This is a genomic window from Streptomyces carpinensis (assembly GCF_002154505.1).
Taxonomy (GTDB): domain Bacteria; phylum Actinomycetota; class Actinomycetes; order Streptomycetales; family Streptomycetaceae; genus Streptomyces; species Streptomyces carpinensis.
The window spans coordinates 1-25,062 of the sequence record NZ_MUBM01000032.1; the positions used below are offsets into that span (position 1 = coordinate 1).

18 protein-coding genes and 1 pseudogene are annotated in these 25,062 nt (G+C 74.4%); 8 read left to right on the forward strand and 11 right to left on the reverse strand.

Translation table 11 applies throughout. The features are described from left to right. On the reverse strand, positions 1–1,370 hold a 1,370-nt coding region (locus tag BZY54_RS05400; RefSeq protein WP_143668008.1), incomplete at its 3' end, for a nitrate- and nitrite sensing domain-containing protein. 420 nt (positions 1,371–1,790) lie between these two features. On the opposite strand from BZY54_RS05400, the gene BZY54_RS05405 reads away from it, so the two are divergent. Beyond that, a complete protein-coding gene (locus tag BZY54_RS05405) occupies positions 1,791–2,357 on the forward strand; it encodes a hypothetical protein (RefSeq protein ID WP_086723410.1) in 567 nt (188 codons plus the stop codon). 621 nt (positions 2,358–2,978) lie between these two features. Here BZY54_RS05405 and BZY54_RS05415 read toward each other — a convergent pair. From BZY54_RS05415 to BZY54_RS05430, 4 genes are all read right to left on the reverse strand, one after another. After that, positions 2,979–7,715, reverse strand: coding sequence for a hypothetical protein (locus BZY54_RS05415; RefSeq protein WP_086723385.1), 4,737 nt, complete (start codon positions 7,713–7,715; stop codon positions 2,979–2,981). A 38-nt stretch (positions 7,716–7,753) separates the two neighbouring features. Further along, the gene (locus tag BZY54_RS05420; protein ID WP_086723386.1) at positions 7,754–8,647 is read right to left on the reverse strand and encodes a hypothetical protein; all 894 of its coding nucleotides are present in this window, start codon (positions 8,645–8,647) and stop codon (positions 7,754–7,756) included. A gap of 136 nt (positions 8,648–8,783) precedes the next feature. Then, the gene (locus BZY54_RS05425) at positions 8,784–10,310 is read right to left on the reverse strand and encodes a hypothetical protein (RefSeq protein WP_086723387.1); all 1,527 of its coding nucleotides are present in this window, start codon (positions 10,308–10,310) and stop codon (positions 8,784–8,786) included. A gap of 102 nt (positions 10,311–10,412) precedes the next feature. Further along, complete coding sequence (locus tag BZY54_RS05430; protein ID WP_086723388.1) at positions 10,413–11,108, reverse strand: GntR family transcriptional regulator; 696 nt, start codon at positions 11,106–11,108, stop codon at positions 10,413–10,415. 182 nt (positions 11,109–11,290) lie between these two features. Between BZY54_RS05430 and BZY54_RS05435 the strand changes: the two genes are divergently transcribed. From BZY54_RS05435 to BZY54_RS05455, 5 genes and pseudogenes are all read left to right on the forward strand, one after another. After that, on the forward strand, positions 11,291–12,610 hold the full coding sequence (locus BZY54_RS05435) for an MFS transporter (protein WP_086723389.1): 1,320 nt from the start codon (positions 11,291–11,293) through the stop codon (positions 12,608–12,610). Positions 12,611–12,663: 53 nt separating this feature from the next. Next, a complete protein-coding gene (locus BZY54_RS05440; protein WP_086723411.1) occupies positions 12,664–13,488 on the forward strand; it encodes a putative hydro-lyase in 825 nt (274 codons plus the stop codon). A 19-nt stretch (positions 13,489–13,507) separates the two neighbouring features. Beyond that, a pseudogene (locus BZY54_RS05445) lies at positions 13,508–14,283 on the forward strand (LamB/YcsF family protein). After that, positions 14,280–14,897, forward strand: a complete 618-nt coding sequence (locus tag BZY54_RS05450) for a 5-oxoprolinase subunit B family protein (protein ID WP_086723390.1) — start codon at positions 14,280–14,282, stop codon at positions 14,895–14,897. The pseudogene BZY54_RS05445 and the gene BZY54_RS05450 overlap by 4 nt, the downstream one beginning before the upstream one ends. Beyond that, a complete protein-coding gene (locus tag BZY54_RS05455; protein WP_086723391.1) occupies positions 14,894–15,763 on the forward strand; it encodes a 5-oxoprolinase subunit C family protein in 870 nt (289 codons plus the stop codon). The genes BZY54_RS05450 and BZY54_RS05455 overlap by 4 nt, the downstream gene beginning before the upstream one ends. Before the next feature lie 27 nt (positions 15,764–15,790). Here the strand turns inward: BZY54_RS05455 and BZY54_RS05460 are convergent, their stop codons facing one another. The 5 genes from BZY54_RS05460 to BZY54_RS05480 all read right to left on the reverse strand — a co-directional run bounded on the left by BZY54_RS05460 (position 15,791) and on the right by BZY54_RS05480 (position 21,238). Beyond that, a complete protein-coding gene (locus tag BZY54_RS05460) occupies positions 15,791–16,645 on the reverse strand; it encodes an SGNH/GDSL hydrolase family protein (protein ID WP_086723392.1) in 855 nt (284 codons plus the stop codon). After that, the gene (locus BZY54_RS05465; protein ID WP_086723393.1) at positions 16,642–17,805 is read right to left on the reverse strand and encodes a glycosyltransferase; all 1,164 of its coding nucleotides are present in this window, start codon (positions 17,803–17,805) and stop codon (positions 16,642–16,644) included. The genes BZY54_RS05460 and BZY54_RS05465 overlap by 4 nt, the downstream gene beginning before the upstream one ends. 14 nt (positions 17,806–17,819) lie before the next feature. After that, on the reverse strand, positions 17,820–18,965 hold the full coding sequence (locus tag BZY54_RS05470; protein WP_086723394.1) for a glycosyltransferase family 4 protein: 1,146 nt from the start codon (positions 18,963–18,965) through the stop codon (positions 17,820–17,822). A 139-nt stretch (positions 18,966–19,104) separates the two neighbouring features. After that, positions 19,105–20,523 carry a hypothetical protein gene (locus tag BZY54_RS05475; protein WP_086723412.1) on the reverse strand — a complete coding sequence of 473 codons (1,419 nt, stop codon included), beginning with the start codon at positions 20,521–20,523 and terminating at the stop codon, positions 19,105–19,107. A 322-nt stretch (positions 20,524–20,845) separates the two neighbouring features. Further along, positions 20,846–21,238: an ankyrin repeat domain-containing protein gene (locus BZY54_RS05480; RefSeq protein ID WP_086723395.1), complete on the reverse strand. Its 393-nt coding sequence runs from the start codon at positions 21,236–21,238 to the stop codon at positions 20,846–20,848. Positions 21,239–21,624: 386 nt separating this feature from the next. Between BZY54_RS05480 and BZY54_RS05485 the strand changes: the two genes are divergently transcribed. Together BZY54_RS05485 and BZY54_RS05490 are read left to right on the forward strand one after the other, a co-directional pair. After that, complete coding sequence (locus BZY54_RS05485; RefSeq protein WP_086723396.1) at positions 21,625–21,819, forward strand: hypothetical protein; 195 nt, start codon at positions 21,625–21,627, stop codon at positions 21,817–21,819. A gap of 97 nt (positions 21,820–21,916) precedes the next feature. Then, positions 21,917–23,497: an ATP-binding protein gene (locus BZY54_RS05490; protein WP_086723397.1), complete on the forward strand. Its 1,581-nt coding sequence runs from the start codon at positions 21,917–21,919 to the stop codon at positions 23,495–23,497. Between the two features lie 61 nt (positions 23,498–23,558). On the opposite strand, the gene BZY54_RS05495 is transcribed toward BZY54_RS05490, so the two are convergent. Then, entirely contained in the window at positions 23,559–25,058 is a 1,500-nt protein-coding gene (locus BZY54_RS05495; protein WP_086723398.1) for an SCO1417 family PLP biosynthesis transcription factor, read from the reverse strand. Positions 25,059–25,062: the final 4 nt, after the last annotated feature.

Here is a 25,062-nt window from a genome sequence, read left to right on the forward strand (position 1 = left end):
AGGTGGTCCAGGCGGAAGAGGTCGGCCAGTTCCTCGGTGTCCTCGGTCCGGCGCTCCATGGCGTCGAGGAGGGTGAGCTGCTTGTGCAGCAGTACCTGGCTGCGGCGGGCGAGGTTGACGAAGACCTCGGAGACGCCGGCCCGCAGTTCGGCCTGTTTCACGGCGGCTTCGACGGCGGCCCGCTGCAGGGTGTTCAAAGCTTGGCCGACCTCGCCGATCTCGTTCTCGTCGTATTCGAGGCGTGGCACCTCGGTCTCCACGTCGACCTGTTCGCCGGCCGACAGGCGGCGCATCACGCTGGGCAGGCGGACGCCGGACGCCTCGTGGGCCTCCAGGCGCAGTTGCCTGAGGTCGCGGATGAGGCCGCGGCCGATGCGTATGGACAGGAAGAGGGAGAAGAGCAGGGCGATCAGGCCGAGCACACCCGCCACGGCCGCCTGCAGGATGACGGTCATGGCGACCGGGCGGACCCGGTCCTGGTAGCGGTCGTTGGCCTGGTCGTCGAGGCTGCCGAGGTCGTCGAGCGCACCGGCGGCTGCGGTGTCCCAGCTCTTCGCGCTCACGCCCCGGGGCGTGCCGGACGTGGTGGAGGCGGCGGCCTGCTCGGCCGCCCGCAGCGGGGCGGAGCCGGCGTTCGTCCAGAAGCGCTGGTAGCGGCCCCGTTCGGCGACCGGCAGCAGCGGCAGGCTGATGTCGTACAGCAGGGACCGCTGGGCGACGAGTGCGGAGATGTCGCGGCTCTCGTCGCGGGTGAGGGCGCCGACGACCAGGGAGGAGCCGAGCAGCGCGTCCTCACGGGAGAGGAGTTCGCGAGCCCGGGCCAGGTTGGCCAGGGCGCGGTACTGCTTGTCCAGGTTCACGTCGTCGACGACGTGAAGGCCGGCCAGCAGGACGTAGCAGGGGTCGACCAGGTGGTTGTAGAGGTCGAGCGCCTGGCTGCGCCCGACGGTGCGGTCCTCGACGCTGCGGCGCAGGGAGTCGAGGCCGTCGAAGGCGTCCAGCGCGGCCGACAGCCGCCCGCCGCTGCCGGTGCCCAGCGCGTCGCGGACGTCGGAGTTCTTCGCGTTCCGGCGGAGCTCGGCCACGGCCTTGTCGGTGGCGGCCCGGCTGCGGCGCAGGGCGGCCAGACCGTCGGAGGCGCGGGGATCGGCGAGGTAGACGAGGCTCTGGCGGCGCTCCTGCTGCAGGACTCGGACGGTGTCCTCGGTGGGGTAGGCGATCTTCTCCACCACGGACGAGGCGTTGAACAGCTGGGTCGCCTGGCGTCCCGTGATCACTGTCGCGAAGGCCCAGATGGCGGCCAGGGACAGCAGCGGCACGAGAAGCAGCGCCACGATCTTCCGGCGGATGGACTTCCCGCGAAAGCGCATGGCCTCCCCCAGCTCGACCCCCACCGGCCGGGGGTACACACGTGCGTCAACAAACGGCGCGAGCCTACTACCGACGCACAGGTAACTCGAAGGCCCGACCGGAGGATGAACTTCCGTTCCGACGGTGAGAGATGGCGAGTTGTCCTGGCATTGCGGGAGATGGTGCCCCGGTACCCGGCGGCGTCCGGTGGGCCGGAACGGGTCGGCCGACCTGGCCGGTTGGCCGATATTTTTCGTCCGTCGGGAATCTTCGTGGTCCCTCGTGCGTCCTTCTCCATGGGACATCGAGGCGGAATGGGCCACTGGAGCCGCATCCCGCATCTCGGCGGCGTAAAGCAGCGCAAGCCGGGCAGTCACTGGGGAGCCGGTTCTTCGGACACCGGGGCGAGCGGCCTGCCGGCGGTGGGGAGTGACACGTTGATGGGCACGGCGGAGCGGCGTGAGAGGGCCGCCGACAGCGGTGGGGAGCCGCTGACGGTGGCACAGCAGGCGCCGGAGGCACCGGATCGCGACATTGCGGCGCCGGGGAGCGACAGGCAAGGGACTCGTGGGCTGTCTGCCTGGACGGGCGAAGGTGAATCCGCCCAGCAGCCTTATTACAAGCCGTTGTGGGTCGAGGAGCCCGCACGGCGGCGCAGGATGCCGGATCCCGTGCGCGAGGCGGCCGTGCGGGCGGTGCTGATCATCGCGGTGACGCTCATCCAGGCCGTGGTGGCGTTCCTGTGCACCCTTGCCGGGTCCTGGCTGGCCTTCCCGATGGTGCTCAGCAGCGTGGCCAGCACGGTGGTGGCCACCTGGGCGGCGCTCGACGTGTGGGTGACCCGCCAGGTGTGGAACCAGCGCAACGGCGTGGTCTCGGCCCCCAGCAGCACGGCGCGTGCCTTGCGGCGCGAACGCCGCCTGACCCGGCGGGAACAACGGGCGACCGAGCGCGCACAGGAGCGCATACGCCGGCGCGGCGGCACGGGCAGGCTGTCGCACTCCTAGGCCCTGTCGTCAAATTCCCGCCTGCCCAGCGACGCCATGCACGCTCGCCCACTGCCTTGACGGCGCGGGAGGTGCCCCCACTCGCCGCACCGGTCCCAGGCCCGAGTACATCCAGTACTAGGGCCGGTGCCCGGCACACCGAGAGCACGCACCTGACGCCGCAGGGCCCGCCCTCCGGGCGGACGACGGGAGTTCGACGACAGGACCCGGCGAAGCCGCACCGTCGGACAGCGACGCCGCACCGGCTGGTGGCGACGCCGCCGCGTCCGGCGAGGTCGCATCGTCCCGACCCGGCCACGTCTCATCGTCCGGATCGGCCCACGCCTCATCGTCCGGATCCGGCCACGTGCGCAACGCCCGCCGGCTTCCTGTGACACGGCGGGTTGTGCCCCGGTGCCGGGTGCGTCGCCCCCTGGGTGCCGCAGGCCGTGAACGGCGGCCGTATGCGGCGGACCGTCTGCGCCTGCCCGCGAGTCGTGGCCCTGAGCGGCGGCCCGCACCCGGCGGATCGTGCACGACGGGCCGTGGGTGGCGGCCCGCACCCGGCAGCTCATGCGACAACGGGTCGCACCCGCCGGGCCGGCCCGCCGGACCGTGCGCGGCAGACCGGGCCCCCAACGGCTACGCCGGACGCTTGAACATCCGGGTCGCCGTGATCTCGCTGTGCACCGCCTCGCCTGTCGGGGCCGGCTGCGGAAGCCCGGGCCGCAGGTGTTCCTCCACGCTGATGTACTTCAGCCCGGCCCTGAGGTCGGCGTCGTTGCGCAGCCGGATGACCAGCGGGAACTCCGCCAGGGCCGTCGTGTCGAACAGGCCGGTGGTGTACAGGAGCTGGACGCCGAGCGCGTCGGAGACGGCTCGCTGAAGCTCCAGCAGGTACGTGGCGTTGGCCCGGCCGATGGGATTGTCCAGGAACAGCGTGCCCGCGTGCCGGTGCCTGTCACGGCCGCGGTCGTTGGACCGCAGAGCGGCCATCGTGCAGTACAGGGCGATGGCGGCGGTGAGCAGCTGACCGCCCGAGAACACGTCGCCCATCTGGCCGACGGGTACGCGCTCGGCGCGCAGCACGGCGTCCGGCTTGAGGATCTCCACGGCGACGCCCCTGGGCTGCAGCGCGGCGGCCACTCCGCGCAGCAGCAGGGACATGCCGTCGCGCCGCAGGTCGGAGTTCTTCCTCACCGCGGCCCGGGTCGCCTCGTCGATGACCTCGCCCAGCCGCTCGGTGAGCGTGGCCTGGTCGGGCTCCTCGAAGCGGATGCGCAGGAACTCCTGCCCGGACCACTCGCCGAGGCCTTCCGGAAGGCGGGACAGACGCTGGGCCGACCGGAGCGTGGCGAGCGCCGACTCGACGAGACCGCGCAGCCGGTCCACGATCGAGTCACGGTTGCGCTCCAACTGCGCCAGCTCGTCGGTGAGGACGCGCAGCCGGGGCGCGAAGGCCTCGGCCCACTTCTGGGCGTGCTCGGGAAGGGCGGAGGCGGGCAGCTCGCGGATCTGCTGCCGGGCGGGGGTGCGCACCTGCTCGTAACGGGTGGAGTTGGCGTGCCGGACGAGGACGTCGCTCGCCTCGCGCACGGCCGCCTCGGCGGCGGACAGGTCGGCCGCGCAGCCGCGCAGCGACCGCCGGGACTCGGCAGCCGCTTGCCTGGCCGCCTCGGGGCTGCCCGGGTACGGCTCGGGCTCCTCCTGCTCCTCGTCGCCGGTGTGCTCGCGCAGCAGGTCGCGGAGCATGGCGGCGATCTCGTCGAAGCCGCTCGCCGCGTCCTCGGCGGCGCGGTGGGCCTCCAGCAGCTCGGCGTGCGCCTCACGGGCCTGGGCCAACGCCTCGGTACGGGAGGCGAGTTCCGCGGTGGCCGTGCGCAGCAGGCCCTGGGCGTGCTCGGCGTCGCGCGGGAGCAGCTCCCCGGGCAGCTCGGTGTGCGCCTCGCCGTCCTCGGGCGCCAGCCGCTCGGCCTCGCCGCGCAGCCGTCCGAGCTGTTCGCTCGCGGACGACATGCGGGTCTCCAGCAGCTGCACCAGTTCCTCCGCGCGGACCGCGGCGGCCTGCCGGGACGGCCCGTCGGACCCGTCGGGTGACTCCAGGAGCTGCTCGGCCCGGGTGCGGACCTTGTTGCTCAGCCGGTCCAACTCGGCGCGGGCCGCGCTCTCGTCGCTCTCCGCACGGGCCTGCTCGGCGCGCAGGTCGGCGCCGACGCCGACCTTCTCGTACACCTGGGAGGCGGCGCGGTAGGCCTCGCGGAGGGCAGGCAGCGACGCCTTCGGCGCGTCCCCGTCGGTCTCGGGCACGTCGTCGGGGGCGCCCGCGATCTCCGAGCGCTCGGCGCGCAGCGCGCGGGCGGTGCGGCGGGCGTCGTCGGCGGCGCGCTGGGCGGCGCGCCGGTCCTCGTCGGCGGCGCGGGCGCGTTCCAGGCAGGTCTGGGCGCGGGCCTCCGACTCGGCGGACTCGTCGGCGAGTTCGCGCAACCGGGCCTGCCAGCCGGCGCGCTCGCGCAGCCGGAAGGCGAGCCCGGCGAGGGCGTCGGCGGCGCGCCGGGTCTTCTGCGCGGCCTCCTGGCGCTCGTCGCGTGCCTGCACGGCCTCGGCGGCGGCCTCCTCGGCCTCCGCCCGCGCGCTGCGTGCCTCGGCCAGCTCGGCCTCGGCCTCCTCGGCGAACGCGCGGGCGTTCCGGGCGGCCTCGGCCAGTTCGGCCAGCCGCCCGGCGGGGCAGCCGGTGCGCCAGGAGGCGAGCCGGGCCGCCAGCTCGCGGTCCTTGCCGAGGCGGGCGGCCAGCCGGCGGATCTCCTCGTCCCGTTCGGTCGCCCGCGCGCGCAGCGCCTGCCGTTCCTCGTCGGCGGCGTGCTCGTCGTGCATGGCCGGGTTCGGCGGTACGAGGAAGACGTCGGTGGTCGCCGAGTCGGCGGCCGGAGTGGGGGCGAGCAGGGCGGCCGCGGTGCCGACGGCCACGGCGGACCTGGGCAGCAGGGCCGCGTCGGCCAGTGCCTGGCGGGCCCGGGCGTGCGTGTCGGGGTCGGTGATGATCACACCGTCGACGAGTTCGGGCCGGGCGGCCAGTACGCGCGCGTGGTCGGCGGGGTCGACGGCCTGGGCGAGGTAGCGCCAGCCGGGCAGCGCGGGGATGCCGTGCTCGCCGAGGAACTCGACGGTGGCGAGCACGTCGGGGCCGGGCGGCAGCAGGCCGCCGTCGCCGAGCGCGCCGAGGATCCGGGAGTCGTCGGCGGCTGCCGTGCGCAGCTCGAACAGGTGCCGCTCGGCGGAGGTGACGGCGCCGTCGAGGAGTTCGCGCAGCTCGTCGGCGAAGCGGTCCAGGTCCTCAGGGGTGAGGTGCCCTTCGGCGAGCGGGTGCGGCGTGTGCTCGGCCTCGTCCGCCGCTGCCTTCCCCGGCAGGTCGCGCGACGCCCCACGGTCGCCCGCCTCGGTCGCCGCCGCGTCGGCCGGGCCGTTCGGGGAGCCGGCCGCCGCGGCATCGGATCCGGTCCGGGGCGCCGGTACCCCGGCCCGCCGGGCCGTGACGGCGCCGGGCAGGCTCAGCAGCTCCGCGAGCCGCTCCTCGCCCGCCAGTGCCTCGGCGATCCGTCGCTCGGCCTCGTAGGCCCGCTCCGCCGCCGCCGTCGCGTCGGCCGCCCGGGCCGCCGTGAGTTCCGCGCGGGACTCGGCGGAGGCCGCCTCACGCGCGTGCTCCGTGGCCTTCCGGGCGGCCTCGCGGGCCTCGTCCCAGGCGGCGACGGCCGTCTTCTCCGCGTCGCTGGCGGCCAGGGCGGCACGGGCCGGGTCGGCGTCGGGGGCGCTGTCGTCGAGCCAGCCCGCGCGGACGGCCTCGGCGGTCTCCTGTTCGACCTCGGTCAGCCGCTGGCGCAGGTGGCCGGCCTCGCTGCGGGCGCGCTGCGCCTCGGTGGCGGCGGCGGTGGCGTCCCGGTGGGCCGTCTCCCCCGCCTCCTGGAGGTGCTCGGACCGCTCGTCCCCCTCGTTCGCGAGGGCTTCGGCGCGCTCCGCGGCCGCGTGCAGCGCTCGTACGAGGTCCACGGCGGCCTTGGCGCGCGCGGCGAGCGCCGGAGCCGCGTCGCGCTCGGCCTCCTGGATGGCGGCGGAGACGCGGGCCACGCGATCGGCGGCGGCGCGGTGGCGCAGCACGGCCTCGGCGGCCTGCCAGGCGGAGTGCAGGGTGCGGGCGTCGGCGAGTTCCCGCTTCTGCGCGGCGGCCGACTTCTCGGCGGCGGCCAGGGCCAGCGAGGCGTGCCGGTAGGCGAGTTCGGCGGCGACCAGCGCGCTGCGCTCCCGGGCGCCCTCGGAGTGCGTGACGGCGTAGGCGGCGGCGGTGACCCGCTGGGCGAGGTCGGCGGCGCGCACCCGCTCCTGCACGGCCCGGGCGGACAGCCGCCGCGCCAGCGTCCGCGTGCGCCGCTCGGCCGCGGTGTGGACGTCGCGCGCGCGTGTACGGGCCTCGGCGGCCTCGACGATGCGCCCGAGGAGGTCGACCGAGCCCGCGGTGAAGTCCCGTTCGGCGATGAGTTCGGCGCGCCGGCCCAGCTTGTTGCCGAAGCCGCTGACCAGGTCGGCGAGTCCGTCGGTGTCGCGGGTGTCGGTGACGGCGCGCAGCAGCAGATCGGTGAAGTCGGAGTCCTTCTTCACCGCGAACAGGCCTGCCGCCTCGCCCTCGTCGGCGTTCATCTCGCGCTGGTAGCGGAAGAGTTCGGGGTCGAGGCCGAGGTCGCCCAGGTGCTCGGTCCAGCGTTCGTGGGTCTCCTCCCAGTGCACCTCCAGGTGCGGGTAGGCCTTGCCGGCCTCGGTGATCGCGTCCCTGAAGCCCTTCATGGTGCGGCGCCGGCCCTGGGCGCCGGAGGCGCCCTCGACGGGCGGTCGTACGGAGGTGGCCTCGGCGACGGGGAGGTTGTCCAGGGTGAGGCCGGGACCGGGCCGGAAGGAGTACCAGGCCTCGGCGAACTTCCGCGGGTCGTTGGAGACCTGGCGCCCCCGCCACTCGCTCACCTTGCCGACGACCACGCACTCGCCGGTGTGCACGTGCTGCCACTCCAGCGCCACGTGCCCGCAGTCGTCGGCCAGCAGGAACTTGCGCAGCACGCCGGAGCTGGCGCCGCCGAGCGTGTTGCGGTGGCCGGGCAGCATCACCGAGAAGATCAGCTTGAGCAGGACCGACTTGCCGCCGCCGTTCTCCAGGAAGAGCACGCCTGCGGGCGCCGGGCGGCGCGGCGGGCCGACCGGCTCCTCCTCGAAGAACTCCGCCTGGGTGGGCGCGGGGTCGGGCACCGGCTCGCCCACACCCCGCAGGTCAAGCACGGTGTCGGCGTAGCGCGCACCGGCAGGCCCGATGGAGTAGAGGCGGACCCGGGACAGCTCGTACATGGCGGACTCTCGTCAGTCTTCTGGCAGATCGGGGGAGTTCAGGACTGGGTGGGGGCGGCGTGGAACGGCAGTCCGGCGTCGGCCACCAGTTCCAGGTCGTCGGTGTCCTCGGCGGGCAGCAGGCTCGGCGTGCCGTCGGTCACGGGGACGACACCCAGGTCGAGGAGTTCGGCCAGGGCGGCGCTGCTCGCCATGTCGCGCACCTGGAGCTGGTAGCGGGCCGTGGTGCGGTAGGTGCCGCCGCTCTCGTCGCCGGTGCGCTGCAGGAACCCGGAGTCGGTGAGGAACGCCAGGGCCTTGGCGACGATGCCCGTGGTGGATGCGGCGGGGCGGCGCGCGTCCTTGGTGGCGCCGGTCGCGCTGCGTCTGGCCCAGATCCGCCAGGCGGCCTCCAGTCCGGGGGCGTCGGTGGCCGGGTCGGTGTTCTCGCCCTGTTCCTCGGCGCGCTCCTCCAGGCGGCGGCAGGCCTGGCGGACGAAGGCGTCGACGCCGTTGACCGTGACGCGCCCGATGTAGCCGTCGTCGGCGAGGTCCTCGGGGCGCGGGAAGGCGAGGGCGGCCACGGAGAGGTGGGCGAGTCCGTGCAGGAAGCGGTCCCCGGAGTCGGCGGCCGTACGACGCGCGTAGTCGCCCATGCGGACGGCGAACACCGAGTCCTCGGCCGCGGTCACCGCCATTCCCGCGCGCGGGGACACCTCCATTACGACCAGCCCGAGCCCGGCGGCCACGGCGTCGGCGAGGCGTGCGAACGCCGGGTCCTCGCGGTGGCGGCGCAACAGCTCGGCGTACTCCTGGTCCCGCGCGGGCTGCAGTTTGGGCTGCAGCCCGAAGGCGACGAGCCGGGCCGCGTCGGCGGCGTCGGCGGGCGTGAGAGCGGCCGCCGTGGGCGCGCCGCCGGCTTCGGGCTCACTCCGGTCGACGTGCTCGGTCACGGACAGAACTCCTTGATCTTCGAAACGAGGCTGAGGGCGAGCGCCCTCGAAGGGGCGCCGGGAACGGCGCGACCGGCCACGGACCTCGCGGGGCCGAACGACACGCCGCGGCTTCCCGGTGTTTCCGGCGGGGCGGTCACGCCGCCTCCGTGCGGCCGGCGGCCATTCCGGCCGCGTCCAGCAGGGCCGTGCCGACGATGAGGTCGGCTCCGCCGAACTCCGGGTCGTCCAGCTCGGTGCCGTCGTCCACGGCGAACAGCAGCTTCTCCTCGCCCTGCCGGTAGGCGGTGCCGACCGGCGGGCTGGCCGCGTGGACGGCCAGCAGGGCGACGAGGTACGGCAGATCGGCGTCCTTGCGGCGCGCCTCGGCGAGCAGGCCGGACAGCCTTCGCGGTGCGTCGGCCGGCAGGTCCAGCAACTCCGTGGCGGCCGCCAGTTGCTCCTCGCTGAACCGGCTGTCGTCCGGGGTGGCGATCAGGTCGGGCTCGGGCATCTCCGCGCCGAGGTGCTCCCGCTCCACGGGCGGGGTGAGCAGTATGTCCACGAGGTCGCCGACCCGGACGGACATCGGCGTGCGCAGCCCGGTGCCGTGCGCGAAGAAGGCGTCCGTGACCCGGATCGCCTGCTCCAGGGGCAGCGGAAGGGTCGGCGCGAGCAGGTGGCCGTAGAGGTCCGTCCCGGAGGCGGTCAGGGGGGTGGCGAAGGCCTGCCGGTCCTGCTCGGCGCGGAAGAGGGGGCCGGCCTCCAGCAGCCGGGACTGAAGCTGTGTGTGCCTGCGGATGCAGTCCTTGACGATGTCGACGAGCTCGGCGGCGCGCCGCTTGTGCTCGGGCTCCTCGCTCTCGTCGCGCGCCTTGCGGATGTTGGTCAGGATCGCGTTCTCGTGCCGGTAGCGGTCGGCGACGTGGTCCAGGGCCTCGGCGATCATGTCCGGCACGGCGCGCAGCCAGTCCACCGCGCGGACGTTGCGCCGGGTGGCCTCCAGGGCCCGGCGCAGGGTCTCGGAGTACTGCACGGTCCGGTAGCGGGCCTGCTCGGCGGCGAGCTGGGCGTCGGCGAGGCGGCCGCGGCTGATGAGCACCTCCAGCTTGACCTCGGCGGCGATCTGCGCGCTGGTGACGTCGGTGTCGAGGGCGCCCACGAGGACGTTGACCGCCTCGTCCGTGGTGCGCAGGTAGACGGTGCCGCCGGGTCCGGGAACCTCCTCGATCAGCTTGAAGTCGTAGTCCCGGCGCACGTACGTGCCGTCGGGCGCGAACGTGCCGTAGACCGCGCGGAAGCCGCGGTCGACGCTGCCGACGTTGATCAGGTTCTCCAGCACCCAGCGGGCCACCCGTTCGTGCTCGGCGGCCGGGCGCTGCGGGGCCTGGGCGGCGACGCGCGGGAGGAGCCGGGACACGATCTGCTCGTGGTCGGCGCCGGTGTCGAAGTCCATGTTGAGGGTGACGAGGTCGATGGCAGCGAGCGCGACCTCGGCCATGCCGTACACCGAGTACTCGCCCGCGAGGTTCGCCTTGCGCGCGTCGAGGTCGTGCAGCGGCGCGGTGCAGGCGAGCGCGCGCAGCCGCCGCGCCAGTCCCTCGTCGGCGGCCGGGCCCATGGCGGGGCGCGGCCCCGCGCTGAGCTGGGGCGGAACGCTGTCCGTCGATGCAGGCGAAGTCACGGTGCACAGACTAGGTCCTCGGTCTGACATCGACCCAAACGGCGCAGACGCACCCCCGGTGCCACCGCGGTCGCGTCCGGCGCGAGGGACCCTCGCTGCCGGCTACACGTCCTCGCCGACGCGTCGCCGGTACACCTCCACCACCCTCTCCAGAGAGTCGTCGAGGTAGACCGCGAGCAGCTTCTCCGCATCGTCCCGGTCGCCGGCCTGGAGGGCCTGGAGGAGCTGCTGGTTGCGGACGAGGTAGGGCTCGTGGAGCCGCCGCGGGTCGTCCACGACGTGGAAGGCGAGGCGCAGTTCCGCGAAGACGCTGCGCATGAGCTCGTCGGTGCGGTCGCTGCCGGCGAGCGCCACCAGTTCGCGGTGGAAGTGGATGTTGGCCGTGCCCAGCTCTTTCCAGTCGCCTTCGCGGGCGGCCCGCCGCCCTTCGGCGACGGCTTCGGCGAGTCCGTCCAGCGCGTACGGCGCCTCGCCCAGACCCCGCACGACGGCGCACTCGACGAGGCGGCGGGTGCGGTAGATGTCCTCGACGTCCTCGACGGTCAGCACCCGTACGAAGACACCGCGGTTCAACTCGTGGACGAGCAGCCGCTCGTGCGTCAGCAGCCGGAACGCCTCGCGCAGAGTGTTGCGCGAGACGCCGAGCGCGCCGCCGATGCTGTCCTCCGACAGCCGGGTGCCGGGCGGGAAGTACCCCTCGGCGATACGGCTTCTGAGGATGTCCGAGACGCGCTCGGCTGTGCTGGTTCGGCCCAGCAGGGCGCGGTCGTCTTCCAGTCCCCTCAGCTGCTCTGCCATGCCCGGAATTCAACCGCAGACACGAGGACGAAACAACAGGGGTATTGAAGGATCGTTCAACGATCCTCTACCTTGCTGCACACGGCGCCGCCCCGTGCCCCCACCGGGACAGCCGGTGCCGCCGCTTCCGCACGGCACTGCTCACTGATCAGCACCCTCCGTCCCTCAACTGCGAGGTGCCCATGAGCACGACTCCTCCACCGCGGGCCCTGACCCCAGGCAAGCGCTCCCGACGTGGTGAACGCACCGCGGACGATGGCGCGTTGGGCTGGCTGCGGGCTCTGGACCCGCGCGGCCGGCGCGCCTTCGCGGGCGCGTTCGGCGGCTATGCGCTGGACTCGTACGACTACTTCACGCTGCCGCTGAGCATGGTCGCGCTGGCCGCGTACTTCGGTCTGGACAGCGGGCGGACGGGCCTGTTCACCACCGTCACCCTGGTCGTGTCCGCGATCGGCGGCGCCGTCGCGGGCGTGATCGCGGACCGGGTCGGCAGGGTCCGCGCGCTGATGATCACGGTGATCACCTACGCGGTGTTCACCGTCGCCTGCGGTTTCGCCCCCACCTTCGAGACGCTGCTGGTCTTCCGCGCCCTGCAGGGCCTCGGATTCGGCGGCGAGTGGGCGGTCGGCGCGATCCTGGTCGCCGAGTACGCGAGCGCGAAGCACCGGGGACGCACGCTCGGCGCGGTCCAGAGCTCCTGGGCGGTCGGCTGGGCGCTGGCCGCGGTCGTGTACACGCTGGTGTTCTCCGTCGCCGGCGACGACCTGGCCTGGCGCGTGATGTTCTGGACGGGCGCGCTGCCCGCGCTGCTGGTGGTGTGGCTGCGACGCCGGGTGCACGACGCGCCGGAGGCGATGGCGGTCCGCGAACAGAGCGCGCGGAAGGGCTCGTTCACAGCCATCTTCGAGCCGGGCACGGCCGCCTCACCGGGACTGCTGCGCACCACGGTCTTCGCGGGCCTGCTCTCCACCGGCGTCCAGGGCGGCTACTACACGCTGGCCACCTGGGTGCCGACGTACCTGAAGACGGAGCGGGGCCTGTCGGTCGTCGGCACCGGCTCGTACCTGACGTTCCTGATCTCCGGTGCCTTCGTCGGCTACCTGACGGGCGGTCACCTCACCGACCGGCTGGGCCGGCGGCGCAACATCTGGCTGTTCTCCCTGCTGTCGGCACTGTGCATCGTGGCCTACGCGAACATCCCGACCGGCGCCGACACCCTGCTGCTGGTGCTGGGCTTCCCGCTCGGTTTCTGCATGTCGGCGATCTTCAGCGGCTTCGGCTCCTACCTGAGCGAGCTGTACCCGACGGCGGTGCGCGGCACCGGTCAGGGCTTCACGTACAACACCGGCCGTGCCGTGGGGGCCGTCTTCCCCACCCTGGTGGGCTTCCTGGCCGACAGCTGGGGCGTGGGCGGGGCGCTGGTCTTCGGCGCGATCGGCTACGGCATCGCGGCTCTCGCGCTGCTGGGACTGCCCGAGACGCGCGGGAAGGAGCTGGCGTGAGCCGCACGGACACCACCGGGACCGCACAGGCCCCGGGCACCACGGACCGTCACCTGCCGGCCGGGGCCGGGGACCGCCCTGTGGTCCTCGTCGACGAGCACGCGCACGCGTGGACCCCGCATGCGGCCCGGGAACGCTTCCGGGACGGGCTGGCGGGCCCCACGGCCGGGGTCGCCGCGGGCCACACCCAGGTCAACATGATCTCGGTCCCCGCCGACTGGGCGTACGAGATGCTGCTGTTCTGCCAGCGCAACCCGAAGCCCTGCCCCGTCCTGGACGTCACCGACGCCGGTTCCTTCTCGACCGTCCTCGCCGACGGCGCGGACCTGCGCACCGACCTGCCGCGCTACCGGGTGTGGCGGGACGGCGAGCTGGTGGACGAGCCGACGGACGTGCGCGGCCACTGGCGCGGGGACCTGGTGACGTTCCTGATCGGCTGCAGCTTCACCTTCGAGTGGGCACTGACGTCCGCGGGCGTCCCGATCCGCCACATCGAGCAGGGCCGCAACGTCCCCATGTACGTGACGAGCCGGCAGTGCCGGCCGGCGGGGCGGCTGCACGGCCCCATGGTCGTGTCCATGCGTCCGGTGCCGCCGCGCCACCTGCCGGCGGCCATCCGCGAGAGCGGACTGCTCCCCGCGGTGCACGGCAGCCCCGTTCACTGCGGCGATCCGGCGGCTCTGGGCATCGCGGACCTCGGCCGGCCCGACTTCGGCGACCCGGTGGTGGCCGAGCCGGACGACATCCCGGTGTTCTGGGCCTGCGGGGTGACCCCGCAGGCGGCGGTGATGGCATCCAGGCCGCCGTTCGCCATCACCCACGCACCGGGGCAGATGTTCCTGACCGACGCCCGCGACGAGCAGTACCGCGTGGCCTGAGGAGAGACACGAAGACCCCATGACCTCCACCTCGACGCCCCTCTCGATCGATCTGAACGCCGACCTCGGCGAGGGCTTCGGCCGCTGGCGGCTGACCGACGACGAACAGCTGCTGTCCGTCGTCACCAGCGCCAACGTGGCCTGCGGGTTCCACGCCGGGGACCCGGTCACCATGCGGCGGGTGTGCGAACTGGCCTCCGCGCGCGGGGTGCGGATCGGCGCGCAGGTCTCCTACCGGGACCTGGCCGGGTTCGGGCGGCGCGCGATGGACGTGCCGCCCGCCGAACTGGCCGCCGAGGTCGCCTACCAGATCGGCGCCCTGGAGGTCTTCGCGCGCGCGGCGGGCACTCGGGTGTCGTACGTCAAGCCGCACGGCGCCCTGTACAACCGGGTCGTGCGCGACGAGGAGCAGGCGGGCGCGGTCGTCGAGGGAGTGCTGCTCGCCGACGCCGCGCTGCCGGTGCTCGGCCTGCCCGGCTCGCGCCTGCTGGAGCTGGCCGGGAAGGCCGGACTCGGCACGGTCGCCGAGGCGTTCGCGGACCGCGCCTACACCGACGAGGGCACGCTCGTGCCGCGCGACCGGGACGGGGCGGTGGTCACCGACCCGGTGAGGGTCGTGGAGCGGTCGGTGGGCCTCGCCCGCTTCGGAACGGTCGACTCGCGCACGGGGTCGGTCGTCGAGGTGCGGGCCCGCTCGTTGTCCTGCACGTGGACACCCCGGGCGCGGTGGAGCTGGCCCGGCGGGTCCGCGACCGGCTGGTGGCGTCGGGTGTGCGGGTGGAGGCCTTCGTATGAGGACGCTGCGGGTCGGTGACGACGCGCTGCTCGTCGAGGTCTCCTGCGGCGAGGAGGCCGAGGCCCTGCACTCCGAGTTGGCGCGCCGCCCCGCCGAGGGCCTGCTGACCGTCCGTGAGCTCGTGCCGGCGGCCCGTACGGTGCTGCTCGACGGCCTGGACGACCCGGACCGCTTCGCCGCCGAACTCACGGCCTCTCGGACACCGCCGGCACCCCCGCGTCCGTCCGAGGTCGTCGAGATCCCCGTGCGCTACGACGGCCCCGACCTCCCGGCCGTCGCCGCGCTCTGGGACGTCACCGAACAGGAGGTCGCCCGCCTCCACGCGACCACCGGGTTCCGGGTGGCCTTCTGCGGATTCGCGCCTGGATTCGGCTACCTCACCGGTCTGCCCGCGCGGTACCACGTCCCGCGCCGGTCCACCCCGCGCACCGCCGTGCCCGCCGGGTCCGTGGCGCTGGCGGGCCCGTACACCGGCGTGTACCCGCGTCCGTCGCCGGGCGGCCGGCAGCTGATCGGCACGACCGACGCGGTGCTGTGGGACCACGCGCGCGTGCCGGCCGCGCTGCTGTCGCCGGGCGCGTCCGTGCGCTTCGTACCGGTGGGTGCCGTATGACCGACCGCGCGCTCGCCGTCGTACGGGCCGGGGCGCTGACCACCGTGCAGGACCAGGGGCGCCCCGGGCACGCCCACCTCGGCGTGCCGCGCTCCGGCGCCCTGGACGCGCCGACGGCGGCGCTCGTCAACCGGTTGGTCGGCAATCCACCCGGAGCGGCCGTGCTGGAGACCACCCTCGACGGCTGTTCCCTGCGGCCCCGTTCGGCGGTCACCGTGGCGGTCGGAGGGGCGCCGTGCTCCGTCTCGGTGGACGGTCGCCCGGCCGCCTGGGGAGCGCCTGTGCGGGTCCCCGCGGGGGCACTGCTCGACGTGGGCGCGGCGGTCCGGGGCGTACGCGGCTACGTCGCCGTCTCCGGCGGCATCGCTGTCGAGCCGGTGCTCGGCAGCCGCTCCACCGACCTGCTGTCCGGGCTCGGCCCCGCGCCGCTCACTGACGGCACGGTGCTTCCCCTGGGCCGACCGGGCGGGCTGCACGCGCGCGTGGACGTCGCTCCGCAGCCGCGGCCGCCGGCCGAACTGGTCCTCCGCGTGGTCCTCGGGCCGCGCGAGGACTGGTTCACTCCCCGGGCGCAGGCCGTGTTCACCTCGCGCACCTACCGTGTGTCGTCCGCGAGCAACCGCATCGGACTGCGGACGCGGGGGCCCGTCCTCGAGAGGGCCCGCTCCGGCGAACTTCTCAGCGAGGGCATGGTCCTGGGCGCCGTCCAGGTCCCGCCGGACGGCCGCCCGGTGGTCTTCCTGGCCGACCACCCGACCACCGGGGGCTACCCGGTGATCGGCGTCGTGCGTGCCGCCGACCTCCCGGCCGCGGCCCAGGCGGCACCGGGCACACCGGTCCGTTTCATCCCCGTGCGACGCCGCTGAGCCCTCGCCTCCCCGGTGGCTCGCCTCTCACGCCACCTCCGCTTCCGCTGCCTGTGCCACCGGCAGGGCGGCCAGGGCCGCCGACACCGCCGCCGAGGCGCGCAGGTCGAGCCGGGAGCCGGCGCCGCAGGCACGGTGGCACACTTCCTCGGCCGCCAGGGTGAGCAGCTGTGGCAGCAGGTCGGTGCAGCGGCGGGCCACCCAACCCGTGCCCGCGGTGGCCAGCCACCACAGACTCTCCGACCTGCTCGGAGCCGGGAACTCGGGCTCCGGCGACGGCGCGGCGCCGGACGCCAGTCCCGCCCCGGCCAGCAGCCCGTGGAAGCGGAGGGCGAACTGCCGGTGCCCGCGCTCGCCGGGGTGCAGCCGGTCCGCGCTCCACATCGCCCGGTCGGTGAGCCACTCCCCCTCGCTGGCATGCAAGTGGACGGCACCGTACCGGTCGCTCAGCTCGTGCACGACGGTGTTGACCGCCCGCTGCCGGCGGGCCAGCGGGTGGGCGAGCGCGCCCGGCAGGCCCAGCATGTTCCCGGGGTCGGGCAGGCAGGCGGTGAGCACGACGGCGCCCTGACCGGTGCAGGCCGCGTACACCCGGTCGAGCCGGTCGGCCACGGCGTGGATGTCGAAGGTGCAGCGCAGCACGTCGTTGACGCCGACGACCACGGACACGAGGTCGGGCCGCAGCGCCAGGGCGGCCGGGGTCTGCCGTTCCAGCACGTCCCGGGTCTGCGCCCCGCGGACGGCGAGGTTGGTGAACTCCACGGGCTCCTCGGCGAGCCCGCCGGCCAGCAGCGCGGCCCAGCCGCGCAGTCCGCGCCGCGCGGGATCGCCCACACCTTCGGTCAGCGAGTCACCGAGGGCGACGAAGCGGACGGGCCTCATGGCGCGGCCTCCGGCGAGAGGCGACCGGAGAGCACCGGCGCGTCGTGGGCGGCGAGGAACGCGGCCACGGAGATGTCCCAGCCGAAGCACTCCGCACGCGCGCGTGCCGCCGCCCGCCGTTCCGGCTCCGGGCGGGCCAGGAGTGCCTCCACGGCATCCGCGAAGGCCTCCCCCCGGTCCTGGGCCGTGGCACCGGCCGAGCCGATCACCTCCGGCAGCGCGGAGGAGGCACTGGCCACGACGGGCGTACCGCACGCCATGGCCTCCAGGGCGGCCAGCCCGAACGTCTCGGCGGGCCCCGGAGCGAGGCAGACGTCGGCGGTGGCCTGGAGCGCGCCGAGCAGGGCCCGGTCCGAGACGTGTCCCAGGAAGGTGACCGGCAGCCCGCTCTCGCGCGCCCGCTGTTCCAGCCGGGGCCGCAGCGGCCCGTCGCCCGCCACGACGAGCACCGCCGGCCGTCCGCGCCGCAACAGCGCCTCCAACGTGTCGAGTGCGGTGCCGGGCCGCTTCTCCACGGACAGTCGGGTGCAGGTCACCAGCAGCGCCTCGGCCCCGCCGGCGTGCCGCGCGCGCAGGTCCGGGTCGCGCAGCGCCGGGCGACGTTCCACCAGATCCACACCGAGCGGGGCGCGGGCGACGTTGCGCGCGCCGATCCGCACGAACTCCCGCGCGGCGAACTCGGTGGTGCACACCACGCGCGCGTAGGTGTGCGCGGTGCGGACGTTGAGCGCGTCCGCGGCCCGGCGGGACAGGTTCTCCGGCAGGCCCCAGGTGCGCAGGACCCCGTCGGCCGTCTCGTGGGACACCATGACGGCGGGCACCCGGGCTCGCCGCGCCCACCTGCCGGTCCACCGCAGCGTCGTGCGGTCGGAGACCTCCAGACGGTCCGGAGCCAGCTGCTCCAGAAGGTCCGCGACGCGCCGCCTGCCGGTCAGGACGCGGTAGCCGCCGCTGCCCGGAAGCAGCGGTCCGGGCAGGGTGATGACCCGGCCCTGCTCGGTCTCGCTGTCGGTGTGGCGCTCGCCGGGGACGATCAGCACGGGTTCGTGGCCGGCCTCCCGGTAGCCCTTTCCGAGCTCGCGCAGGGCGGTGCGCAGGCCGCCGGAGGCGGGCGCGACGAAGTTGGCGATGCGGACGATCCTGAGCGGTCCGCCGCTCATGCGTGGTCCGCCGCTCATGCCGCCACCGCCGTGCGCCGACGGGCGAGCACGTCCTCGTAGTGCCCGAGGAGCTGGTCGCCGACGGCGGCCCAGGTGCGGCCCTCGACGGCGGCGCGGCCGGCCGTCCCGAAGGCGGCCCTGCGCGCGGGGTCGGCGGCCAGCGACCGTACCGCCTCCCGTACGGCGGCCGGGTCGCCCGGCGTGACCAGCAGTCCGGTGCGGCCATGGGCGACCAGGTCGAGCGGACCTCCGGCGGCGGGCGCGACGACGGGCACACCGGCGGCCATGGCCTCCTGCACGGTCTGGCAGAAGGTCTCGAACGGGCCGGTGTGCACGAAGACGTCCAGGGACGCGAATATCCGGGCGAGTTCGGCGCCGGTGCGGCGGCCCAGGAAGAGCGCGCCCGGCAGTGCCTCGGTCAGCCGTGTCCGGGAGGGGCCGTCACCCACGACCACGACCCGCACGCCCGGCAGTCCGCACACCCCGGCGAGGAGTTCGACCTCCTTCTCGGGGGCGAGCCGGCCGATGTAGCCGACGATCGACTCGCCGTTCGGGGCGAGTGAGCGGCGCAGCGCCTCGTCCCGGTGGCCCGGGTGGAAGCGCACGGTGTCGACGCCGCGCGGCCACAGCCTGACCCGGGGCACGCCGTGCGCCTCCAGGTCGCGCAGTGCCGCGCCGGAGGGTGCCAGGGTGCGGTCGGCGGCGGCGTGCACGGAGCGGATCCGGCGCCAGGCGGCCCCCTCCCCGGCGCCCATGTAGGTGCGGGCGTAGCCGGCGAGGTCGGTCTGGTAGACGGCCACGGCCGGGATGCCGAGCCGGGTTGCCGCGGCCATGCCCCGCACGCCGAGGACGAACGGGCTCGCCAGGTGGACGAGGTCGGCACGGTGCTCGCTCAGAGCGGCTGCGACCCGCCTGCTGGGGAGCGCGACACGGACCTGGGGGTAGCCCGGGAGCGGGAGGGAGGGCACGCGGACGACGGGGACGTCCGGGGCGTCGGGGTACGGCGCCTCGGAGCCGGAGGCGCCGGGGGCGGCGGTGGCCGGAGCGACGACGAGCGGGGCGTGGCCCCGGTCGGAGAGGTGGCGGGCGGTCTGGAGGGCGCAGTGGGCGACGCCGTTCACATCAGGGGGAAAGGATTCGGTCACGATGACGACACGCATACCGGTGTTGTCGCCGCACCGGACGTGAACGCGTCAACGTCGATCTTTCCGGCCGAGGAACGTCCCATGAGCGTTGGGCGGTCCGGCCCGGCGGGTCATCCCGTGTCCACGCGCCCCTGTGCGGCGGGCCACCGGACGTTCACGCGGTCGGCAGGTCGGGGTTGATCCGGCTGCGCACGGCCGTCTGGACCTCGGCCTCCTCGGCAGGGTCGGCGGCGAGCCGCCGCAGTTGCTCGACGACCCGGGTATCACCGGTCTCGGCGTACCGGGCGGCGAGTTCGCGGGTGGTCTCCTCGCAGTCCCACAGGCACTCGACGGCGAAGCCGGCGGGGAAGGAGGGGTCGGTTGCGGCCAGCGCACGGGCGGCGCGCCCGCGCAGATGGGAAGAGGCGGTCTCGCGGTAGATGTGCCGCAGGACGGGCGCGGCGCAGGTGATGCCGAGCCGCCCGGTGCCGTCGACGAGGGCCCACAGAGTGGGTGCGTCGGGCCCCTCGCCCCGCACGGCCTCCCGGAGGGCGGCGAGGACGAGGTCACGGTCCCCGGCCCCGCCACGGCAGGCGAGCATCCGGCCGGCGGCGGCGCCCAGCGGGTCGGGGCGGCGGGCCCAGCCGCGTGCCCGGTCCACGGCGGCGACACTGCGCATGCGTTCGAAGGCGTCGACGGCGGCCTCCACCACGGTGGCGGAGCCGTCGGACACGGCCGACTCGATCAGGTCCAGGGTGTCGGGGTCGTTGCCGTCGGCGAGGTAGCGCAGGGCGGTGCAGCGGGCGCCGTCCGTGCCCTGCCGGGCGGCCCGGAGGATCTCGGGCCGGTCCTCGGGACCGGCCACGGCGGCCAGGCAGCGGGCGGCGGGGACGTGGAGGGCGGCGCCGCGCTCGATGCCCTGCTGGGCCCACTCGAACACGGCCTGCACGCTCCAGCCGGGCCGGGGCCCGGTGGGCCGCATCTGCCGCTGCCAGCGGTCGAAACAGCCGGTCTCGTGGGCGGCGCGCACACGCGTGGCGATCGATGCCCGCGGGTCCTCCGCCCACAGCCGCCACGGCCGTGGCTCGAAGGCGTCACGCACGGCGGCGGCCAGCTCGGCCTCGCCCTCGGGGTCGGTGGAGAAGCGCGCGAGGACGGGCGCGGCCAGGGCACGCAGCCCGGCGTCGTCGTCGCGGAGCGCCAGCTCGTCCAGGGCCCAGGCCCAGTTGGCGCCGGTGGCGGCGTACCTGCGCAGCAGGGCGAGCGCGTCCTGCCTGCCGTAGGAGGCGAGGTGCCCGAGGACGGCGAGGGCGAGCCCGGTGCGGGACTCGTCGGTGTCGAGGGCGTCCTCGGGGTCGAAGAGGTGCGCCTCGATGGCGTCCAGCTCGCCGTTCAGGTCGAGGAAGAGCCGGGCGTAGTACAGGGAGCGGTTCTCCACCTGCCAGTCGTGGCGGGGGTCGCGCAGCACGCAGTGGTCGAGAGCCGCGAGCGCTTCGGCGCGCGGGGCGGTGAGCGCGTGCAGTGTGCCGTCGCCGCGGCCCCGCTGGAGCAGGCCGAGCAGCGTACCGCTGGGCGCTATGACCGGATCGAACATGGGAAACAGCCTCACATCAAGCGTCGACGCAACCGGGGAACACGCACTACCTGGCCGCGTGACAACACGTCGGAGCGCCCGCCGTCTCTTGCTTGCTGTAGACCATCTTCCTCTGCCTCTCGTCGGTGGCCCATGCGGGCCGCATCACGGTCCGCGCGGTGCGGCAACACCTGCCCAGCCATCGCGTCCGTGAATCACGACGTCATGATGACCCGGCGCCCGTGCTGCCGCGACCGAAATTTCCGGCGGCCCCGTACCGCCTCCCCCGTTTTCCGTGTCTTTGCTGGTCAGACCGTGTTTCAGCTACGCACGGCCCTGGGATTCACTGCTCGCCGAACAGCTGTAGCAGCTCGGTGCGGCCGAACATCCGGGCCGTGTCGAGGGCCGAGGGCGTGCCCAGGGAGGGGTCCGCGCCGCCCTCCAGCAAGGCCTTGATCACGTCCTGCTCGCCCTTGAAGACCGCTCCGGCGAGGGGCGTCTGACCCCGGTCGTTGACGCGGTCGGCATCGGCGCCGCGGGCCAGCAGGGCGCGGACCGCGTCGGCGTGACCGTGGTAGGCGGCGAGCATCACGAGGGAGTCGCCGCGGTCGTTGGTGAGGTCGGCCGGGACACCCGCGTCGACGTACGCCACGAGCGCCTCGGTCCGCCCCTGCCGGGCCAGATCGAAGATCTTGGTCGCCAGCTCCACGACCTCTGGGTCGGGGGCTTCACTCATGGGCCGGACCGCCTCTCACTGCGAGCGTTGGGGACTGCTTGGGGAATGCGGGAAGTGCTCGGGGAATGCACTGCTCGGAAAGTGTGCGCGGGTGCCGCTTGCGGACCCGCGCGGAGCAAGCGTACGACCGCCAGCGCTGCTCGGCCGTACGGGGGAATCGCCAGGGTACTGGCTCGTGCGGCACATGACCCGAGGCGCCCGAGGTAGAGATCATCACGGACCCCGTCCCCTACGGCAGGGCAACTCAGCCGCCGGCCCAGCCGACTGCGCCACCTGAGGGAAATCGAACGAAATTCACCCAGTTGCACCTTTTGTCATATGGATACATCCTGTGATGCTGGAAGGACTCAGGGTGACTGTCCCCCCTCGACACCAGGAGATCTCACATGATCCTCTCCATCTCAGGCGTCGTCCTGTTCGGCACTATCGGCTTCATCTTCTTCCGCAAGGACGGCCTGAAGCCCTCACACGCATGCGTGTCGGTCCTGTTCGGTTTCTACCTCTCGAGCACGGCCATCGCCCCGAGCATCAGAGCTGGCGGCGAGTCCCTGGCGAGCCTGCTGGGCGGCATGAGGTTCTGAGACCGCCGCCCTCCCCGGAGGACTCCGACAGGATCGTTCCGGATCGGTCCGAGGGACCCCTCGCCCGTCACCCGTACGCACCCACAGGAGGCAGCACGTGGCCCGGCGCCCCCTCCCCCGCATTCTCAGCACAGGCAGCGCGCAGCTCGGCCGGAGCCGGGAGCTGGCCCGGACGGCGGCGGACAGCGCCACGGACGTCCTCCACCCGCTGATCACCATCGCCCGTGGTCTGCGCCGGCTCGCCGCGATCGGCCGGCGCAGATGGGCGGACACCCCCAAGGACCGGCGCGGGCCGCTGCTGTTCCTGGTGGCCTCGGTGATCCTGGTGGTGGCCCTGGTGCCGTACGGCCCGCTGCTCGCCGCGGTCGTGGTGACGTCGGCGGCGGCCTGGCTGGGCCGGAACCGCACTCCGCCCCGGCCCGAGGGCCCCGACGCGTCGCACACCCGGCGCCTGTCGTCGCTGTACGAGGCGCTGGTCCCGTACTTCTCGGCCGCCGAGGACCCGGCGCCGCTGTACGCGCACGGCGGCCAGTGGGAGAAGGCCTTCCCCTCCTACGCGTTCGACGACTCCGGTCGCGTCTCCCACCTGCTGATCCGCTACCCGGCGTACTTCACCGACGGCGAGCCCGAGGCACGGGCGCGCATCGAGCACCTGCTCGCCGTCAAGGCCGGCCGGGGCCGCGAGTACCTCTTCGTCTGGGACGAGGAGGGCAACGAGCTCGCGGTCACCGCGCTCACCCCGCTGCCGACCGGCATCCCCGCCCAGCGGTTCGTCACCGCACCGGGCGAGACCGTGCTGGGCTTCACCGACCCGAGCGAGGTCCAGCGCACCCTCCCCCTCGCCTTCGGTGAGGAACAACATGACGTGCCGCCGGTCGTCTGGCGCACGGGCCTGCGCTCCACCGAGCCGCACCTGCTGGCGATGGGCCAGCCGGGCAGCGGCACCTCCACGCTGCTGCGCTCCATCGCGCTCCAGGCCCTCCAGCACGGGGACGTGCTCGTCGTCGACGGTGGCGGCACCGGTGAGTACGCCTGCCTGACCGGCCGTGACGGAGTCCTGGCCGTCGAGTGCGGGCTGGCCGGGGTGCTGGCCAGCCTGGAGTGGGCGGCCACGGAGACCGAACGGCGGCTGATCGCCGTCAACCGCGCACGGCAGGCGGGCCAGCCCCCGCCGGACGACACCAAGCGCCCGCTGTGGCTGCTGCTCGACCAGCCGACCGCGTTCACGCACCTGGCCGCCGCGAACGGCCGCAAGGACCCCCAGGCGCTGCTCCAGGTGCCGCTGCGGCACGGCCGCGCGGTCAACGTCACGGTCGTCGTGGCCGAACAGTTCGACAGCGCGGACGCGCTCGGCGACGCGCTGCGGCAGCACACCCGCGCGCGTGTCGTGCTCGGGCCCGCGACGGTGGAGCAGCTGAAGGCGGTGCTGGGAGCCCCGCCGCACACCACGCCGCCGCCCATGGTCCCGCCCGGGCGCGGGTACGCGCGGCTGGGCACGGGGGCCGTGCACCGGCTCCAGGTTCCGGCGACGCCCGATCCGTACGACGACTCGGTGAGCGAGACGCTGCGCAGGGCGGTGCAGGACCTGCTGCCGCCCAAGACGACACCGGCGGACGGGGAGACCGTGCCCGAACCCACGGAGGCCGTCACCGAGGCCGCTGTGGCCGAGCCGTCCTGAGCCAGCGCCGAACCACGGCGGTCACCCGCTGCAACTACCGCGGCTACCGCGGCTACCGCGGCTACGCCACGAACGTCCGCGGTGACTCACCGTTCCCCGACGCCCCCGTCTGCACCAACCGCGCCGCCGCCGCGAGCCGCGTGGCCGCCTCGTCCGCCACCGCTCCCGAGACGGTGAACGGCAGCCGGACGTATCCCTCGAAGGCGCCGTCGACGCCGAAGCGCGGGCCGGACGGGACCCGTACGCCCACGCGCTCGCCCGCCTCGGCCAGCCGGGAACCGGACAGGCCGCCGGTGCGCACCCACAGGGTCAGGCCGCCCTGCGGGACCTCGAACTCCCAGTCGGGCAGCTCGCGGCGGACCGCCGCGACCAGGGCGTCGCGGTTGTCCCGGGCCTGGCCGCGCCGGACCTGAACGGCCTCCTCCCAGCCGCCGGTGCTGAACAGCCAGTTCACGGCCAGCTGTTCCAGCACGGGGGTGCCCAGGTCCGCGTAGGCCCGCGCGGCGACCAGGCTGCGGATCACGTCGGGGGCGGCCCGCACCCAGCCGATGCGCATCCCGGCCCAGAAGGCCTTGCTGGCGGACCCGACGGTGATCACCGTGGAGCCGGCCGGGTCGAAGGCGCACACCCGCCGGGGCATCTCCAGGTCCGCCTCCAGGTACAGCTCGTTCATCGTCTCGTCGACGACGAGCACGGTTCCCGCGGAGCGGGCCGCCTCCACCAGGCGGCGCCGCTGGTCCTCGTCGGCGAGGGCGCCCGTCGGGTTGTGGAAGTCGGCGACGACATAGGCGATCCGCGGCGCGGCCTCCCGCAGCACCTGGCGCCAGCGGTCCATGTCCCACCCGGTGAGTCCCTCGGCCATGGCCACCGGCACCAGACGGGCACCCGCCTCCCGCATCAGCTGCAGGATGTTCGCGTAGGACGGCGACTCCACGGCGATGCGCTCGCCCCGGCCGCCGAAGAGGTGGCAGATGGCGTCGATGGCTCCCATCGCGCCCGTCGTCACCATGATCTGCTCGGGCATCGTGGGGATGCCGCGCGCCGTGTACCGCTCCGCGATCATCGAACGCAGCGCGGGCAGGCCGGCCGGATAGTCGCCGTGTGTGTGGGCGTATGGCGGCAGTTCCTCCAGGGCGCCCTGCACGGCGCGGGTCAGCCACGGTTCCGGGGCCTGCAGGGCCGCGGTACCGAGGTCGATCATCGAGCCCAGGGTCTCGGGGGGCAGGGGTTCGAGCCCCCGTGCGGGCAGCGGGTTGCCCGCCGGGACGGCGGTCCAGCTGCCCGCGCCGCGCCGGGACTCGAGGAAGCCCTCGGTGCGCAGCGCCTCGTAGGCGGCGGCGACCGTGGTGCGGCTGACGGACAGGGACAGGGCCAGCTCGCGTTCGGCGGGCAGACGGGCGGCCACCGGCACACGGCCCTCCAGGACCAGCAGCCGGATGCCGTCGGCGAGGGCACGGTAGGCGGGCGGGCGGCGGGTGCCGGGGCCGGCCGGGCGCTCCTGCTGGGAGCCGAGCAGCCGGGCGAGCTGCGCGGCCCCCACCGCTGAAGTCCACTGCGTCATGATG